Raw genomic sequence first — 15,845 nt, 5'->3', positions numbered from 1 at the left:
CATCATATTCTCATCTTTGTGACCAATATCGTCAACAGTCACATTAAATGAGGTATTCGACGCTCCAGTTTTATCATTTATGCCGTGATTGCCTTTTCAAGCCTTAATTGACACGCTGTGACCATTGCTTAATATGGTCACAAAAATCTCGTTAAGGAATGCCGATGCCTCCCCTGCGCCCGATTGCTCTTTTGGTTAGCGCCAGCCTCATGGCAGGTTGTGCGGTGGGTCCGGATTACCATCGTCCAGACGCCCCGCTTTCAGATCATTACCTGGCGCGGTCTGCTGTCGAACCGCGATCCGGATCGACACCGGACAGCCTTGCCGCCTGGTGGGAAAGCTTTAACGATCCGCTACTGAGCAACCTCATCGACCAGGCCTTGCAGCAGAATCTGGACCTTGCACAGGCATCAGCGCGCGTCACCCAGGCCAAGGCCGGCCTGGGCGTCGCAAATGCAGCACTGCTGCCCTCGGCGAACATCAGCGCACAGGCGGCACGCGCTTATCAGTCCGTCGAGACGCCACTGGGCCAGGTGTTGAATTCAACACCCGGCTATGACCGTTACGGCAATGCCTACGAGGCCAATCTCGAGGCGGGCTGGGAAGTCGATGTCTTTGGCGGACTGCGCCGCGGGCGTGAGGCGGCACTGGCTGAGTATCAGGCCTCAGCAGCCGGTTTCACGGCGACGAGGTTGGCGATCGCTGCGCAAACGGCCGATATCTACATCACCCTGCGCGGATTACAGGCGCGGCTGGACATCGCCAACCGGCAAGTCGATACTCGGCGCGCGTTGCTGGAAAAGGTCCGGTTGCTTTACGGCAAGGGTCTGGCCGCGGAGTATCAGGTGCGCCAGGCCGAGGGTGAGTTGTCGCAAGTCGAGGCGACCGCTCCGGTACTGCAAAGCGGTCTGGAAGCAGCAATGAATGCGATGGACGTACTGCTCGGCACGCCTCCCGGCACTCACCGCACGCAACTGGCACGTGAGGACGAAATTCCCGATGTGCCGTCGCTGACTGCGCTGGGCACACCGGCAGATCTGCTGCGGCGCAGACCGGACCTGATCGTGGCCGAACGCCGCCTTGCGGCCTCTAACGCGCGTATCGGCGAAGCGATTGCCGAGTACTACCCGAAATTTTCTCTCAGCGCCTTGCTGGGCAGCGCGACAGCCGTCTCCGGCGGCAATCTTTTCACTGGTGGCGCAAGCCAGTCTGCCGGTGTCTTGGGTTTGCGCTGGCGGCTTTTCGACTTCGCACGCATCAACGCCCGGATCGATCAGGCCAAAGGTCAGGAATCAGAAGCATTGGCGGCCTATCGCCAGTCGGTACTGCGTGCCACCGAAGATGTAGAGAACGCGGTGTCCTCACTGGTGAATCGGCAAGCCCAGACCACCACCCTTACCGGCGGCGAAGCCGCGCTGACTCAAGCTCGCCAGTCCTCGTTCACCGCCTATGAAAAAGGCACCGCGAGCCTGATTGATGTCCTGCACGCCGACGAAACACTGTTGCAGGCCTCCGACGCCAGAGCGCAGGCGCGGACGGAATCGGCCCGTGCGGCGGTGGCGGTATTCAAGTCACTTGGTGGTGGCTGGCAACCCACTGAATCACAACCTGTAGCGGCACGCTGAGCAGCACCACCAGATCGCTTTCAGGTCAGGGCATCAGGCTGCGCAAAATGAGGTTCGAGGTCAGCGTGGGCGCTACCTCGATAAAATCGAGATTGTGCTGCAGCAGCAACGGGTTGACGAAGGGACGCAGCGCCAGATGAATCGCCTCGACGGTCTCGTCCAGCGGAGTCTTGCGCTCGAACTCTCCGAGCTCTCGCCCTTCACGCACGATGTCGAAAATAAAGCGCTTGATCTGCTCCTCATACACCTGAGCACTTGGCCAACGCTCCGCTGCCGAGAATGCCGCGATGTCGTAAAGCTTGCGATCATTGAAGAACAGGTCCACACCCGTGGCAATCACGGTCTTCACCAGCCGGCGTAAACGCTCGGTCGGCGAAATCGCCTCTGCGTTAACAGCCTGTTCGACCGCTGCAACCATTTGCCCCAGACAATTTGAGCAGATCGCTTCGCCGATCGCCTGCTTGGAATCAAAGAATTTATAGATGTACGCCTTGGAAAAACCGATGGCCCTGGCCAGATCGGAAACCGTGGTTTTGCCATAGCCGTATTGGCTGAAGTGTTCATTGGCTGCCGCGACAATCTGATCACGAATGTCGTGATCGACTGGGCCACGTGGGCCGGGCGAAGATATCGATGGCTGATTCATGGGCGTAGCTTACTCAGCCTGTCGAGGTCTTACAAATCGTGACCAACAGAGTACATATTTCACGAAAAACCGGCTGGCTGAAAACGGGCTGACGTTCAAGTCATCGAACAGGGCGGATCAGTCCTTCTACAAGGTTTCTACTTCATCGACCGGCAACACCGGCAATGAAGCAAACATTTCGGCGCGGCATACCTCAAGGATTTCATCCGCCAGGGCGGAATCATCCGGACAGGCGCGTGACAAGACAATTGCGCCGACCGCACGCGACAGCAAGTCGATCATTTTCTTTCTCCCCTCGCCCTCCCCAGCATCCGGCCCTGTCGGATATTTTTCCCCCAGAGTTTGCAGGGTGCGTTCAATGCCTTCGGCAAACGTTGCTTTCACATCGTCCGACTGACGCGCCGCGTCGCCACACAGTGCGGCCATCGTGCAACCGCTGCCGCGTCCGTCGCGATGTTCTCTGTTCACATAGACGTTGATGAAACCGGGAACATCGAGCGCCTGGGCGCCGGTCAACGATTTGCCGAGACTGCAGGCCGAAGCTTCGGCCATCAGGTCGGCCTTCGACCCGAAATGCTTGTAGAAGCCCCCATGTGTGAAACCGGCAGCCGCCATGAGATCCGCCACACCGACGCCGTCAAAGCCACGCTCACGGAACAGCTCTGAGGCCGTCTCAACGATGTGTTCTCGATTGGCCTGCGCCTGGGCCTTGGTCACTCTCACGTGCAATACCTCGTGTTCAGCGGGATTTCCTGCGTCCGATGATACATAGATGTTGGCCATAATCAAAACTGTTGACAGTTTAGATTTCGATCATCATCCTAATTTCGCACCCACCGATCTCCATCAACGGGCACGGAAGATTCATCAGATGACCAAGCAGACTCTGTTCACCCCTTACACCCTGGGCAGTCTCACGCTGTCGAACCGCGTTGTTCTCGCACCGCTGACACGCAACCGCGCAGGCCAGGGCTTTGTCCCGAGCGAATTCGCGGCTGTCTATTACAGCCAGCGCGCCAGCGCCGGTTTGCTGATCAGCGAAGCGACGCAGATTTCCCGACAGGGCCAGGGTTATCAGGACACCCCCGGGATCTACACGCAGGCGCAGATAGACGGTTGGCGCACGGTCACCGATGCGGTTCACGCCAAGGGCGGAAAAATCTTCCTGCAGCTGTGGCATGTCGGCCGCGTCTCACACGTTGACCTGCAAGAAAACGGCGCCGCACCGGTGGCCCCTTCTGCGCTGCGTGCCGCGACCAAAGTGTTCGTCAACAACCGCTTTGAAGACGTCTCCGAACCCCGCGCCCTGGAAACCAGCGAACTGCCGGGGATCGTCTCCGATTTCCGCCAGGCCGCGGCCAACGCGGTCGCCGCCGGGTTCGACGGCGTGGAGATTCACGGTGCAAACGGCTACTTGCTGGATCAATTTCTCAAAGACAACGCCAATCTGCGCACCGACGCTTACGGCGGTTCGATTGAAAATCGTGCACGTCTGTTGCTCGAAGTGACGGCGGCCGTCATCAATGAGATCGGCGCGGATCGCACCGGTGTGCGTCTGTCTCCCGTGTCGCCGGCCAACGGCGTATCCAGCAGCGATCCGCAGGCGCAATTCAATTACGTCGTTGAGCAACTCGACGCCCTCGGTGTGGTTTATCTGCACATGGTCGAAGGCGCGACCGGCGGCCCGCGCGACGTGGCCCCTTTCGATTTCGGGGCCCTGCGCCAACGCTTCAAAAACACCTATATCGCCAACAACGGCTATGACCTGGACCTGGCGAACGCGCGGCTCGCCGAAGACCAGGCCGACCTGATCGCCTTCGGTCGACCGTTCATCGGCAACCCGGATCTGGTGGAGCGCCTCAAGCAGGGCGCGCCGCTGTCCGCGTTCAATCCCGCCACCCTCTACGGCGGCGGCGCGGCGGGCTACATCGACTACCCGGCTCTCGCTGAATCGAGCGTCAGCGCAAGCTGAGCGCGTTCCGTTTCTCACCTCCTGAAAAAGAGATACCCCATGAGCACTCGCCCTACTGTTCTCATCACCGGCGCCTCCACCGGTATCGGCGCCGTCTATGCCGAACGCTTCGCCAAACGTGGCCACGATCTGGTACTGGTCGCCCGCGATCAGGCTCGCCTGGACACACTGGCAGCGCGCTTGCGCAGCGAGCACGACGTCGCCGTCGATGTCATCCCGGCAGACCTGACCCAACTCAGCGATCTGACCACCGTTGAAAGCCGCCTGCGCGACGACGCCCGCATCGGCATTCTCGTCAATAACGCCGGCGCCGCGCTGTCCGGCCACTTCGTCGATCAAAGCACCGACAGCGTTGCGCAACTGGTCGCCCTGAACACAACGGCGCTGGTGCGGCTCGCCAGCGCCATCGCCCCACGCCTGGCCAAGGCCGGCGACGGCGCAATCATCAACATCGGTTCGGTGGTGGGCCTGGCGCCGGAGTTCGGCATGAGCGTCTACGGTGCGACCAAGGCCTTCGTGCTGTTCCTGTCCCAGGGCCTGAGCCTGGAACTCTCGCCTCAGGGCGTCTACGTGCAGGCCGTGTTGCCCGCCGCCACTCGCACGGAAATCTGGGATCGCTCCGGCGTCGACATCAACACCCTGAGCGAAATCATGGAAGTGGGTGATCTGGTGGATGCCGCACTGGTCGGTTTCGATCGCCGCGAACCTGTGACCATCCCGCCGCTGCACGAAGCCGAGCGCTGGGATGACCTGCAGGGCGCACGCCAGGGCCTGCTGGGGCAAATTCGCCAGTCTGCGGTTGCCCAGCGCTATCAGACGCCACAGTGATTTTTTGCTAGCGAGCATTCGCGGCAGATTCGATGCAGGCACCTGGCATTGCATCGAATCCTGCCCGCTGTCCGGAGTGACAATGAATTCAATGCAGACAAATCCCCTCTCGGGTGCGCCGCCGTCATTCGTCGACGCGGCGAACCAGTCGATCACGGTCAACGGCATTCCCTTCGCCTATCGCGACACTGGGCCCGCAACCGGCATGCCCCTGGTACTGTTCAACCATTGGGGCGCGGTACTGGACAACTTCGACCCCGCGATCATCGATGGCCTGGCGCAAACCAGACGCGTCATCACCACCGACTATCGCGGCATCGGCAACTCGGGTGGAACCGCGCCACTGACGGTGGGCGAAATGGCCGACGATGCCATCCAGCTGATCAGGGCGCTGGGGCTGAAAACCGTGGATGTGCTCGGTTTCTCCCTCGGAGGTTTCGTCGCTCAGGACATTGCCCTCAAGGCGCCTGACTTGGTACGCCGGTTGATTCTGACCGGTACTGGACCGGCGGGCGGCACCGGCATAGACAAGGTCGGCACAGTTTCATGGCCATTGATCCTCAAAGGTTTGCTGACCCTGCGCGATCCCAAGTTCTACCTTTTCTTCACCTCGTCGGCCAATGGGCGACGGTCTGCCTCGCAGTATTTAAGACGCCTCAAGGCACGCAAGAAAAATCGCGACAAGGGCCCGACGCCCCGCGCTTTCCTGCGGCAATTGAAAGCCATCACCGCGTGGGGCAGACAACCGCAACAAGCGCTTGGACGCTTGCGCACGCCGACGCTGGTCGTCAACGGCGACAACGACATCATGGTGCCCAGCGTTAACTCGTTTGAACTGGCCAGGCTTATCCCCAACGCACAGTTGGTGATTTTTGAGGATGCCGGGCACGGTGGGATTTTCCAGCATCACGCCGACTTTGTGGCCAAGGCGCAGGCGTTTCTCGATGCTTGACCACGTCACGCAGCAACACCGCAACCCACCGACTACCCTCCGTACAACCAGCAAGAGCCGCACCACGATGAAAGCATTTCTGATTGATGGCTATGGCAAGAATCCCGGACGCATTGGCGAAGCGCCCGCCCCTGCAGTCGGTGCCCACGACGTCTTGATCGAGGTCCATGCGAGCAGCGTCAACGTGCTGGATTCGAAGATCAGCAAAGGCGAGTTCAAACTGATCCTGCCCTACGCCTTTCCGTTGATCCTGGGCAATGACCTGGCGGGGGTTGTGGTTGAAGTCGGCCCGCAGGTGACACGCTTCAAACCGGGAGACGAGGTATACGCTCGCCCGCCCGAAGCGCGGATCGGGACGTTCGCCCAATTGATCGCCGTGAACGAAAACGCGGTCGCCCTGAAACCCGCCAATACCGACATGGCACAAGCCGCATCCCTGCCCTTGGTTGCACTGACCGCCTGGCAAGTACTGGTTGAAACCGCCCGGCTGCAAAAGGGCCAGAAAGTGCTGATTCACGCGGGTTCCGGCGGCGTCGGCACAATTGCGATTCAGCTTGCCAAACACCTCGGTGCGTTTGTCGCCACGACTACCAGCACCGCCAATGTCGAATGGGTCAAAGCGCTGGGGGCCGATCTAGTCATCGACTATAAACAACAGAACTTCGAAAATGTGCTGCGTGACTACGACGTGGTGCTGAACAGCCTTGGCGCCGACGTGCTGGAGAAATCACTCGCGGTCCTGAAACCCGGTGGTCAACTCATTTCCATCTCGGGCCCACCCACTGTGCAGTTCGCGCGGGAGCAAGGGTTGTCCTGGCCATTGCAGCAAGTCATGCGCCTGCTGAGCCTTGGCATTCGTCGCAAAGCGCGCAAGCAGGATGTCAGCTACGCGTTCGTGTTCATGCGGGCCAATGGCGCTCAACTGCAACACATCACCGCGCTCGTGGAGGACGGGATCATCAAACCAGTGGTTGATCGTTCCTTCCCCTTTGAATCAACGGCTGAAGCATTGAAGTACGTTGAGCAGGGATGCGCCAAGGGCAAGGTCGTTGTTGCGCTCAAATGACCACGCCGCCTACTCATGAGTCGACCATAGAAACTGCACAGCTTTTACTGCTTGAGCGCTCATCATCCGAAGTGATTTCGCCAGAGGTGCAGGAACAGCAAGCGCCGCAACCGGATGTTGCGCGGGTTGAACCGCCCGTTATCGTTTGGCGCAGTTTGATGCTTGAGCCATAAGGCGAAACCGGTTGCAGGTGATCTCGTCAGGCTGTCGCGTTCGGCTCGACAAGATGAACTTCCGTGGCATTGCGTCCGGCCAGCCAGGCCAACACAGACGCGGCGACCAGGACAGCGGCGCTAAGCTCGAAGGTGGCTTTGTAGCCGCTCAAATCAAAGGCCAGACCGCCAATGATTGCACCGCCGGCGATCGCCAGTTGGACGATGGCCACCAGCAAGCCGCCTCCGGCTTCCGCATCATCCGGGAGCGTCTGCGCCAGCCACGTCCACCAGCCAACCGGCGCGGCCGTGGCGACCAGCCCCCAGATTCCGAGCAACACGGCGGTCAGCACCGGTGATTTGCCGAAGCTGACCAACGCCAGCGCGATGGCCGCCATGATCAGTGGAATGGCAGTCAGCGTGCGGTAGAGGCCGCGACCCATAAACCGTTCGATCAGAAAGGTGCCGATAAAACCTGCCACTCCAAGCCCCAGCAGCATGAAGGACAAGGTTGAGACACTGACGCCAGTCACGCCTTCAAGAAAGGGCCGTAGATAGGTGAACAGCATGAACTGCCCCATGAAAAAGACACTCACGGCGACCATGCCCAAGGCCACTGGCAATTGCTTCATCAGACGCAGAACGTTGCCGCTACCTGCCTGGCGTTCGGCCTTGAAGGACGGCAGGCTGATCAGCAGCCACACGGCGGCAAGCACCGCGACCGGAACCACACAGAAGAATGCACCGCGCCAGCCGATCAACGAGCCGAGAAAGCTGCCCGCCGGAGCGGCGATGACCGTGGCCAATGCGTTACCGCCATTGACGATGGCCAGCGCGCGGGAAACCTGTTCAGGCTTCACCAGGCGCATGGCAGTCGCCGCCGACAACGACCAGAAACCACCGATCGCAATCCCGATCAGCGCACGTCCAAACATGAATGACGGGTAGCCTGGGGCGAGTGCGACGACCGTACCGGAGACGATCATCAGCAGGGTAAGGCCCAGCAGAAGCTGCTTGCGTTCGATGCGAGCGGCGACCGAGGCGATCAACAAACTGGTGATCAAGGCAAAGGCACCGGACACGGAAATCCCCTGCCCGGCCTGGCCCTCAGTGATGTGCAGGTCCGCCGCAATCGGCGTCAGCAGGCTGACAGGCATGAACTCTGAAGCGACCAGAGCGAATGCCGCTAACGACATCGCCAGCACGGCGCTCCAGCCGCCTGTTCTTTTAGAAGGATCTGTAGAAGGAAACGTCATGGGAACTACCTGTGGTGCGAAAAACGTGTGGGGGGGGTGATGCGCAGGGGCAAACAGTTTGTCGCCTATCCGGGCAGTGCCCCTGTAACAGATAGACACATTCTCCCGGTCAGTCCGGTGCTTCCCTAGCGCATTCCTCTTGAATGCTTGCCTGATCCTCTAGCGATGCAGGGTCATGGATAGGAAACGTCGCGCGCGCGCATTAGAGTTCGGTCAAAGGAGTGAGCCCACATGATCCCGACCCCTCTGCCCCAGGAATCACCTTTGGCACGGCACATCGACCCGCGTGTGAACGCACCGGGCGACTTCGCCACGTCGATACCCGGTCTGTCTCTGTTTCGTCGCGACCAACCGGCACCACCCGTTGTGTGCATGATCGAACCCAGCCTGATTCTTGTGGGTCGCGGCGAAAAGCGCTTGTGGGTCGGCGGTGAGGGCTACAGCTATGACCCGTCGCGGTTTCTGGTCACTTCACTGGATCTGCCCGCCAACTCCGAAGTGATGCTCGCCAGTCCTGAACAGCCCTGTGTCGGCCTCGTGTTGAAGCTGGATGTCAGCATGCTTGCCGAGGTCATTACCAAGAGCGGCTTGCCCGCGAAACGCCAGCCATCAACGGGTACGGGCGCTGCGATTGGCAGCCTGTCGTCAGCTTTGGAGGACGCGCTCGATCGCCTGCTGGCATTGCTCGATGAACCCGAGGCGATCCCGGTCCTGGCACCGCTGATTCTGCGCGAGATCCACTATCGGCTGCTCCATACCGACCAAGGCCCGCGGCTGCGGCAGATCACTGCCGTCGACGGTCAGGGTTATCGCATCGCCAAGGCGATTGATTGGCTCAAGGTCAACTACACCGATGCCCTGCGCATCGATGATTTGGCCGCGCGGGTGCAGATGAGCGCGCCGACTTTTCACCATCATTTCCGCCAGCTCACCGGCATGAGTCCGCTGCAGTACCAGAAATGGCTGCGGCTCAACGAAGCCCGGCGGCTGATGCTGGTCGAGCGCCTGGACGTGTCGCGGGCGGCGTTTGCGGTCGGCTATGAAAGTCCTTCGCAGTTCAGCCGCGAATATGGCCGGCTGTTCGGCACCGCACCGAGTCGCGACATGGCTCTTTTGCGCGGGCAGCCCTTCGAGGCAGAAGCGCTCGGCACAGTCGCGAATTGAACGAACAACCAGCGTCACCGATGATGCGCCCCGCCGCGTGTCACCGCTCATAACAATGCACGTCAACCGATGATCAGCGGGTGAATCATGGAACTACGAATCAACCAGAAGACCTATCAGGTCGATGCCGACGCCGATACACCCTTGCTGTGGGTGATCCGCGATGATCTGGGCATGACCGGCACCAAGTACGGCTGCGGGCTGGCGCAATGCGGCGCCTGCTCGGTGCTGGTGGACGGCAACGTCGTGCGCTCGTGCGTCACGCCAGTGGCCGGTGTGGTTGGCCGCGAGGTCACCACCATTGAAGCCATCGAAAGCGATGACGTGGGCAAACGAGTCGTCTCGACCTGGGTCGATCTGCAGGTCGCCCAGTGCGGCTACTGCCAGTCCGGACAGGTAATGGCCGCCACCGCGCTGCTCAAGCAGAACCCCAAACCGAGTGATGCGCAGATCGAGGCGGCGATGGTCAATCTGTGCCGCTGCGGTACTTACAACGCCATTCATGCCGCCGTGCATGAACTTGCCGGCAAGGGGGACGCGTGATGGACGTTCGTATCGATCCTTCACAACACGCTTCAGTCCTGGATCTGCAGGAACCGATCAATGTGTCGCGCAGACGTTTCCTGACCGGTACCGCCGTCGGCGCACTGGTGCTCGGCTTCGGTCTGCCACTCGGTGTGACACGGGTACAAGCGGCAGCGGCAGCGACTGCCGAGCGCGGCACACAGGTCCCGGCGTTTCTCGAGATCCGCCCGGACAATCGGGTGCGCCTGCTCTGCCCGTTCATGGAAGGCGGACAAGGGACGTTCACTGCGATGGCGCAGATCGTCGGTGAAGAACTGGATGCCGACCCGGCAACCTTCCTGGTCGAAGCAGCGCCGCCCGGAGAAGCCTACGTAGTGATGGAAAACGGCATGCGCATCACCGGCGGCAGTATGTCGGTGCGCATGAGCTATCCGGTGATGCGCCGCCTCGGCGCCCTCGCCCGCGCCATGTTGTTGCAGGCGGGCGCGCAGCAACTCGGCGTGCCGGTAAGTGAATTGACCACCGAGCCTGGCAAAGTCGTGCACGCCAAGTCGGGCCGCTCGCTGGCCTACGGTGAACTGGCCGAGCGCGCGATGGATCTGCCGGTTCCCGATCCGGCCTCTGTGAAGCTGCGTGATCCGAGTCAGTTCCGCTGGATCGGCAAACCGGTGAAGCGCCTCGATGCCTACGACAAGTCCACGGGCAAGGCGCTGTACAGCATCGATCTGAAGGTTGACGACATGCTGCATGCCGCCGTTCAACATGCCCCGCGCCTGGGGATGACCGTGGGCAACCTGCGCAACGAAGACCAGGTCAAGGCGATGAAAGGCGTACATTCCGTGCATCGTCTGCCGGGCGCTGTGGCGGTGGTTGCCGAGCGCTGGTGGCATGCAAAGCGTGCGGTAGAAGCGATTCAGGTCGACTGGCAGGAACCCACCGCAGACAGCCAGGTGCGGCCGATGCCCGCCGACTTTTCCAGCGATGCCTGGTTCAAGCGCCTCGCTGAAGATAAAAGCCCCGCCAGAGACGATGAACATGAGGGCGATGTGGCTTCGATTCTCAAGGAGACCAAGACCCGGATCGACGCCACTTACCACAACCAATACCTGAACCACGGCCAACTGGAGCCGCCTTCAGCGCTGGCCCGGTTCAATCCGGACGGTTCGCTGGAAGTCTGGTTGCCGAATCAGGCGCCGGACATGTTCCGCGCCGACATCGCCAAACGCACCGGGCTGGATCCGTCGCGCATCACCTTGCATTCGCCGTTGTTGGGTGGGTTCTTCGGCCGGCATTTTCTCTACGACTCGGCCAGTCCCTATCCTCAGGCGATCGCGCTGGCGAAAGCGGTTGGCCGCCCGGTCAAACTGATCTGGAGTCGTGAAGAAGAGTTCCTGCGTGACGTGCTTCGCCCGGTTGCCGCCGTGAATTTCCGCGCGGCACTGGACAACGACGGCTGGCCGCTGGCAATCGAAGCGGTCAGTGCCACCGAAGGGCCGACCGAAGCCCTCGCCGGCAAGCAAGGTGAAAAGCTCGACCCGACTGCGCTTGAAGGCTTGTCGGGCAAGTCCTACGCGATCCCCAACAAGCGCATCGCGCAGATCTACGTCAAAGGCCCGGCCATGCTCGGTTACTGGCGCTCGGTGGGTAATTCCCTCAACGACTTCTTCTATGAATCGTTCCTCGATGAACTGGCCGACAAGGGGGGCAAAGACCCATTCGAGCTGCGCCTGCATTTGCTGCGTGACAACAAACGCCTGACCACGCTGCTGCAAGCGGTGGGTGAACTGTCCGGAGGCTGGAAGCGCGGGCCGTTTACCGCCGAGGATGGCAGCAAACGTGCACGCGGCGTGGCCATGGCTTCGCCGTTCGGTACCGAGACGGCGGTGATCGCCGAGGTGTCCATAGAGAACGGCCAGGTCAAGGTGCATGACATCTGGCAGGCGATTGATCCGGGCAGCATCGTCAATCCGGCGATTGTCGAGGCTCAGGTCAATGGCGCCGTGGCGCTGGGTCTGTCGCAGACGTTGGTGGAAGAAGCCGTGTGGATCGATGGCAAACCCCGGGCGCGTAACTACGACTTGTATCCGATCCTGCCGCCTGCGCGGATGGCACGGGTTCATGTGCGTGTGGTCGAGAGCGGGGAAAAAATGGGTGGCATCGGTGAACCGCCATTGCCTGCGGTCGCGCCCGCTGTCGCTAACGCGGTGGCAGCGCTAACCGGTCAGCGGGTGCGCAGCCTGCCCCTGAGCCGACACACCTTCACCTGATCAGCGCCGGAGCGTTCATGAATAACAGCCGATTCGCAAGAACCGCTGGCTGGCTGGCCGTGCCGTGTCTGGTCGCGGCAGGCCTGCTGGCCTGGTATGTCACCCGCGAGCCCGTCTCGCGCCTGGAAAACCACCAGATCGCCGTGGCCGACATCGACCCGGCATTGGTCGCTCGGGGCGAATACGTCGCCAGGTTGAGTGATTGCGTGGCCTGTCACAGCGTGCCGGATGGCGCGCCGTTCGCCGGTGGGCTGGAAATGGCCACACCGCTGGGCGCGATCCATGCGACCAATATCACCCCGGACACGGAAACCGGAATCGGCCACTACAGCTTGGCGGACTTCGACCGTGCCGTTCGCCACGGCGTGGCGCCCGACAGTCGCCGTCTGTACCCGGCGATGCCCTACCCGTCCTACGCCAAGCTCAGTGATGAAGACGTACGAGCGCTGTATGCGTTTTTTATGAAAGGCGTAGCGCCGGTCAAACAGGCGAACATCCCCAGTGCGATTCCGTTTCCGCTGAACCTGCGTTGGCCGATTGCGCTGTGGAGCGGTGTATTTGTTGACGCCGAACCTTATGTGACCAAACCGACGCAGGATGAACGATGGAACCGTGGCGCTTATCTCGTGCAGGGCGCCGGGCACTGTGGCAGTTGCCACACGCCGCGCAGCCTGGCGTTCAACGAGAAGGCACTGGATGAGTCCGGCAAGCCATACCTCGCCGGCGCCCTGCTCGATGGCTGGTACGCACCGAGCCTGCGTGATGATCACAACACCGGGCTGGGCCGCTGGAGCGAGCAAGAGATCGTGCAGTTCCTCAAGACCGGTCGCAACCAGCACGCGGTGGTCTACGGCTCGATGACCGAGGCGTTCAACAACTCCACGCAGTTCATGAGCGATGATGATCTGACCGCGATTGCCCACTACCTGAAGTCGCTTCCCGGCGATCGTGAACGGGATGGCGCACCCTGGCAGTACCAAGCGGTTTCGGCAGCGCAACGTCTGGACTCGCCCGGTGCGCATACCTACGTGACACGCTGTGCGTCTTGCCACGGTCTGGACGGCAAGGGTCAATCGCAATGGATGCCGCCGCTGGCGGGCGCCACCTCGGCATTGGCCAAGGAAAGCGCCTCGGCGATCAACATCACCCTCAATGGCGCGCAACGTGTGGTGGCGGCCGGCGTGCCGGATGCCTATCGCATGCCGGCCTTCCGTGAGCAGCTGTCGGATCAGCAGATCGCCGAAGTGCTGACCTTCATGCGCAGCACCTGGGGCAACCACGGCAGTGCCGTTGATGCGCAGACGGTGGGCAAGCTACGTGAGCACACCGATCCGGCCAGCAGCAGTCCGATCATCCTGCAGATGCGCTAGAGGAGAGATTGATAAAACATCGACTTGCGGGTCCCGCGCACGGCGCGGGACTGGCTAGCCGCCGGCGAGCGCGCCTTGCCCCCAGACTGCTCAGTGTGGACTGGCGGTCGGGCGAACCACAATCTCACTCACATCAACATCGTCAGGCTGCTCGATGGCATAGGCGAGCGCTCGCGCAATGGCGTCTGCATTGAGTGCCACACGACGGAAGGCTTTCATTTCCTCGCGTGCCACCTCATCGGAAATCGTATCGGCCAGTTCGGACTCGACCACACCCGGGCACACCACGGTCACCCGGATCTTGTCCGTTTCCTGGCGCAAGCCATCCGAGATAGCCCTGACTGCGAATTTGGTCGCGCAGTAGACCGCAGCGGTCGGAGAAACCGCCAGGCCACCAATGGACGAGATATTGATGACCTGCCCGAAGCCCTGCGCCTGCATGTCCGGCAAGACGGCGGCAATACCGTGCAGCACACCGCGAACGTTGACATCGAGCATCTGGTTCCATTCATCGACCTTCAACGAAGCCAGCGGAGACAAAGGCATCACCCCCGCGTTGTTGATGATCACATCGACCTTGCCATGTTGCGTCTTGGCGAATGCCACGAAGGCGTGCATCGATTGCAGATCCGTAACGTCCAGTGCGCAGGCACTTGCGGAGCCCCCTTCGGCCTGGATCTCGCTGACCAGTTTGTCCAGACGCTCGGTACGGCGGGCGCCGAGAACCACATGCGCGCCTTTGGCGGCGATCAACCTGGCCGCTGCTTCGCCAATACCACTGCTTGCACCGGTAATCAGGACGACTTTGTTTTGAATGTTCGACATATCCGTAGCTCCTGCTGTCTGCATTGAAGTTCAGCACCGACCGCTGAAGACGCGTTCGTTACTGCGGGGTACGTCGAAAAGATTAAGGGCACGAGCCTCGTCGACGCGTGCCGAAACCTGCGCAACTTTTGCCTATTCGTGTCTGTGTGCATCGCCTGCAAACCTGAAACGCAGCGGCGCTCAAGCCCCACGGAACTCGCTAGGCGTTACGCCCACTTCACGCCGAAAGATCTGAGAGAAGTGACTGGGGCTTGAGTAGCCGACTTCCAGTCCGACATCGATGACGTTAAGGCGGGTTTTCAGCAACAGGTGCCGCGCGCGAGCCATGCGCAAGCGAATGAAGTACTGCGACGGCGAAAGCCCCGTCGCCCGCTTGAACAGGCGGCTGAAGTGGTACTCGCTCAGCTCGGCAAGACTGGCCAGTTTGGCCAGGCTGAATTCAGCGCTCAGATGCGCGCTCATGGCGTCCGTGACTTTGCGCAATTTGTAGGCTTGCAAGGCATTGACCCGACGCCCGGGCTGGCCTTCATCGAGATAGCTGCGCACCAGATGCACGGCCAGCGCCTGCGCCAGAGAGCGGGCGAAAAGCGCGCTGGGCGAGCGTTCCAGGAGCAGCTCGGTGCGCAACTGCTCCATGACAAACGCGACGCGCCCGTCCCGTGCCCCTGAAACATCGCGCAAACGCACAGACCCTGCGTGCTGACCCGACAGCTCTCGAGACGCTTGCTCGATCAGCGGCAGCCCGAGATAAAGATGCATGACTTCGAAGGTATCGCCTCCGTGCGTCTGCCAGCGCATTTCATACGGCTCATCGGAACTGGTAAGGAAAAAATCGCCGGCACTGACCTGCGCAGCTTCCCACTCGCCACCCAATGCGCGCTCCTCCACCCTGGCCGCCCCGGCCAGAACCAGAACGAGCAACGGCTCCACCACTGCAGGCACGAGAATGGGTTCGGTAACACTGCGATGGGTGAACAGCTGAATCACAACATCCGTGATTTCCGGGCGCGAGGGTAACGCCTGCGGTTCGCCTGGCAGGAACTCAGCCATCGACTCGCCGGTGATGCGCAAGTCTCGAGAAGATGTCGACATCTGTTCCTGGGAGGTACGCCCGGTATTTGCCATGAACTCGTCCTTTTCAGATTCGGCTGTGCCAAGCCCGACAGGTCTTGGATGCTTGCCCGCACACCGCGTCAG

The 15,845-nt window shown here is 61.1% G+C and carries 14 protein-coding genes; 9 read left to right on the top strand and 5 right to left on the bottom strand.

Translation table 11 applies throughout. The annotated features are described in order from the left end of the window. The first annotated feature begins 164 nt into the window (after positions 1-164). Positions 165-1,625, top strand: a complete 1,461-nt coding sequence (locus K5E37_RS10960) for an efflux transporter outer membrane subunit (protein ID WP_221533808.1) — start codon at positions 165-167, stop codon at positions 1,623-1,625. Between the two features lie 25 nt (positions 1,626-1,650). Here K5E37_RS10960 and K5E37_RS10955 read toward each other — a convergent pair whose 3' ends face one another. Continuing rightward, complete coding sequence (locus tag K5E37_RS10955) at positions 1,651-2,271, bottom strand: TetR/AcrR family transcriptional regulator (protein ID WP_039772195.1); 621 nt, start codon at positions 2,269-2,271, stop codon at positions 1,651-1,653. Positions 2,272-2,397: 126 nt separating this feature from the next. Continuing rightward, on the bottom strand, positions 2,398-2,994 hold the full coding sequence (locus tag K5E37_RS10950) for a TetR family transcriptional regulator (protein WP_221533847.1): 597 nt from the start codon (positions 2,992-2,994) through the stop codon (positions 2,398-2,400). 148 nt (positions 2,995-3,142) lie between these two features. On the opposite strand from K5E37_RS10950, the gene K5E37_RS10945 reads away from it, so the two are divergent. The 4 genes from K5E37_RS10945 to K5E37_RS10930 all read left to right on the top strand — a co-directional run bounded on the left by K5E37_RS10945 (position 3,143) and on the right by K5E37_RS10930 (position 7,089). Beyond that, positions 3,143-4,243: an alkene reductase gene (locus K5E37_RS10945; protein ID WP_221533807.1), complete on the top strand. Its 1,101-nt coding sequence runs from the start codon at positions 3,143-3,145 to the stop codon at positions 4,241-4,243. 39 nt (positions 4,244-4,282) lie between these two features. Continuing rightward, positions 4,283-5,071 carry an SDR family oxidoreductase gene (locus K5E37_RS10940; protein WP_085604232.1) on the top strand — a complete coding sequence of 263 codons (789 nt, stop codon included), beginning with the start codon at positions 4,283-4,285 and terminating at the stop codon, positions 5,069-5,071. Positions 5,072-5,153: 82 nt separating this feature from the next. Continuing rightward, positions 5,154-6,023, top strand: a complete 870-nt coding sequence (locus tag K5E37_RS10935; RefSeq protein ID WP_221533845.1) for an alpha/beta fold hydrolase — start codon at positions 5,154-5,156, stop codon at positions 6,021-6,023. Between the two features lie 67 nt (positions 6,024-6,090). After that, a complete protein-coding gene (locus K5E37_RS10930) occupies positions 6,091-7,089 on the top strand; it encodes an NADP-dependent oxidoreductase (protein ID WP_221533846.1) in 999 nt (332 codons plus the stop codon). Between the two features lie 199 nt (positions 7,090-7,288). Here K5E37_RS10930 and K5E37_RS10925 read toward each other — a convergent pair whose 3' ends face one another. After that, entirely contained in the window at positions 7,289-8,497 is a 1,209-nt protein-coding gene (locus tag K5E37_RS10925) for an MFS transporter (RefSeq protein ID WP_221533806.1), read from the bottom strand. A gap of 231 nt (positions 8,498-8,728) precedes the next feature. On the opposite strand from K5E37_RS10925, the gene K5E37_RS10920 reads away from it, so the two are divergent. The 4 genes from K5E37_RS10920 (at position 8,729) to K5E37_RS10905 (ending at position 13,823) form a co-directional block, all read left to right on the top strand. Then, positions 8,729-9,661: an AraC family transcriptional regulator gene (locus K5E37_RS10920; protein ID WP_221533805.1), complete on the top strand. Its 933-nt coding sequence runs from the start codon at positions 8,729-8,731 to the stop codon at positions 9,659-9,661. An 87-nt stretch (positions 9,662-9,748) separates the two neighbouring features. Next, a complete protein-coding gene (locus K5E37_RS10915) occupies positions 9,749-10,204 on the top strand; it encodes a (2Fe-2S)-binding protein (RefSeq protein ID WP_039772180.1) in 456 nt (151 codons plus the stop codon). Beyond that, positions 10,204-12,453, top strand: coding sequence for a molybdopterin cofactor-binding domain-containing protein (locus tag K5E37_RS10910; protein WP_221533804.1), 2,250 nt, complete (start codon positions 10,204-10,206; stop codon positions 12,451-12,453). The genes K5E37_RS10915 and K5E37_RS10910 overlap by 1 nt, the downstream gene beginning before the upstream one ends. Positions 12,454-12,470: 17 nt before the next feature. After that, the gene (locus tag K5E37_RS10905; protein ID WP_221533803.1) at positions 12,471-13,823 is read left to right on the top strand and encodes a cytochrome c; all 1,353 of its coding nucleotides are present in this window, start codon (positions 12,471-12,473) and stop codon (positions 13,821-13,823) included. A 90-nt stretch (positions 13,824-13,913) separates the two neighbouring features. On the opposite strand, the gene K5E37_RS10900 is transcribed toward K5E37_RS10905, so the two are convergent. Beyond that, positions 13,914-14,648, bottom strand: a complete 735-nt coding sequence (locus K5E37_RS10900; RefSeq protein WP_085604259.1) for an SDR family oxidoreductase — start codon at positions 14,646-14,648, stop codon at positions 13,914-13,916. A gap of 180 nt (positions 14,649-14,828) precedes the next feature. Continuing rightward, positions 14,829-15,773, bottom strand: coding sequence for an AraC family transcriptional regulator (locus tag K5E37_RS10895; protein ID WP_221533802.1), 945 nt, complete (start codon positions 15,771-15,773; stop codon positions 14,829-14,831). Between the last annotated feature and the right edge of the window lie 72 nt (positions 15,774-15,845).

The organism is Pseudomonas sp. RIT778, assembly GCF_019718735.1.
GTDB classification, from domain to species: domain Bacteria; phylum Pseudomonadota; class Gammaproteobacteria; order Pseudomonadales; family Pseudomonadaceae; genus Aquipseudomonas; species Aquipseudomonas aphyarum.
The sequence above is the reverse complement of the archived record's forward strand: the minus strand, read 5'-3'. Positions and strand labels throughout refer to the sequence as shown.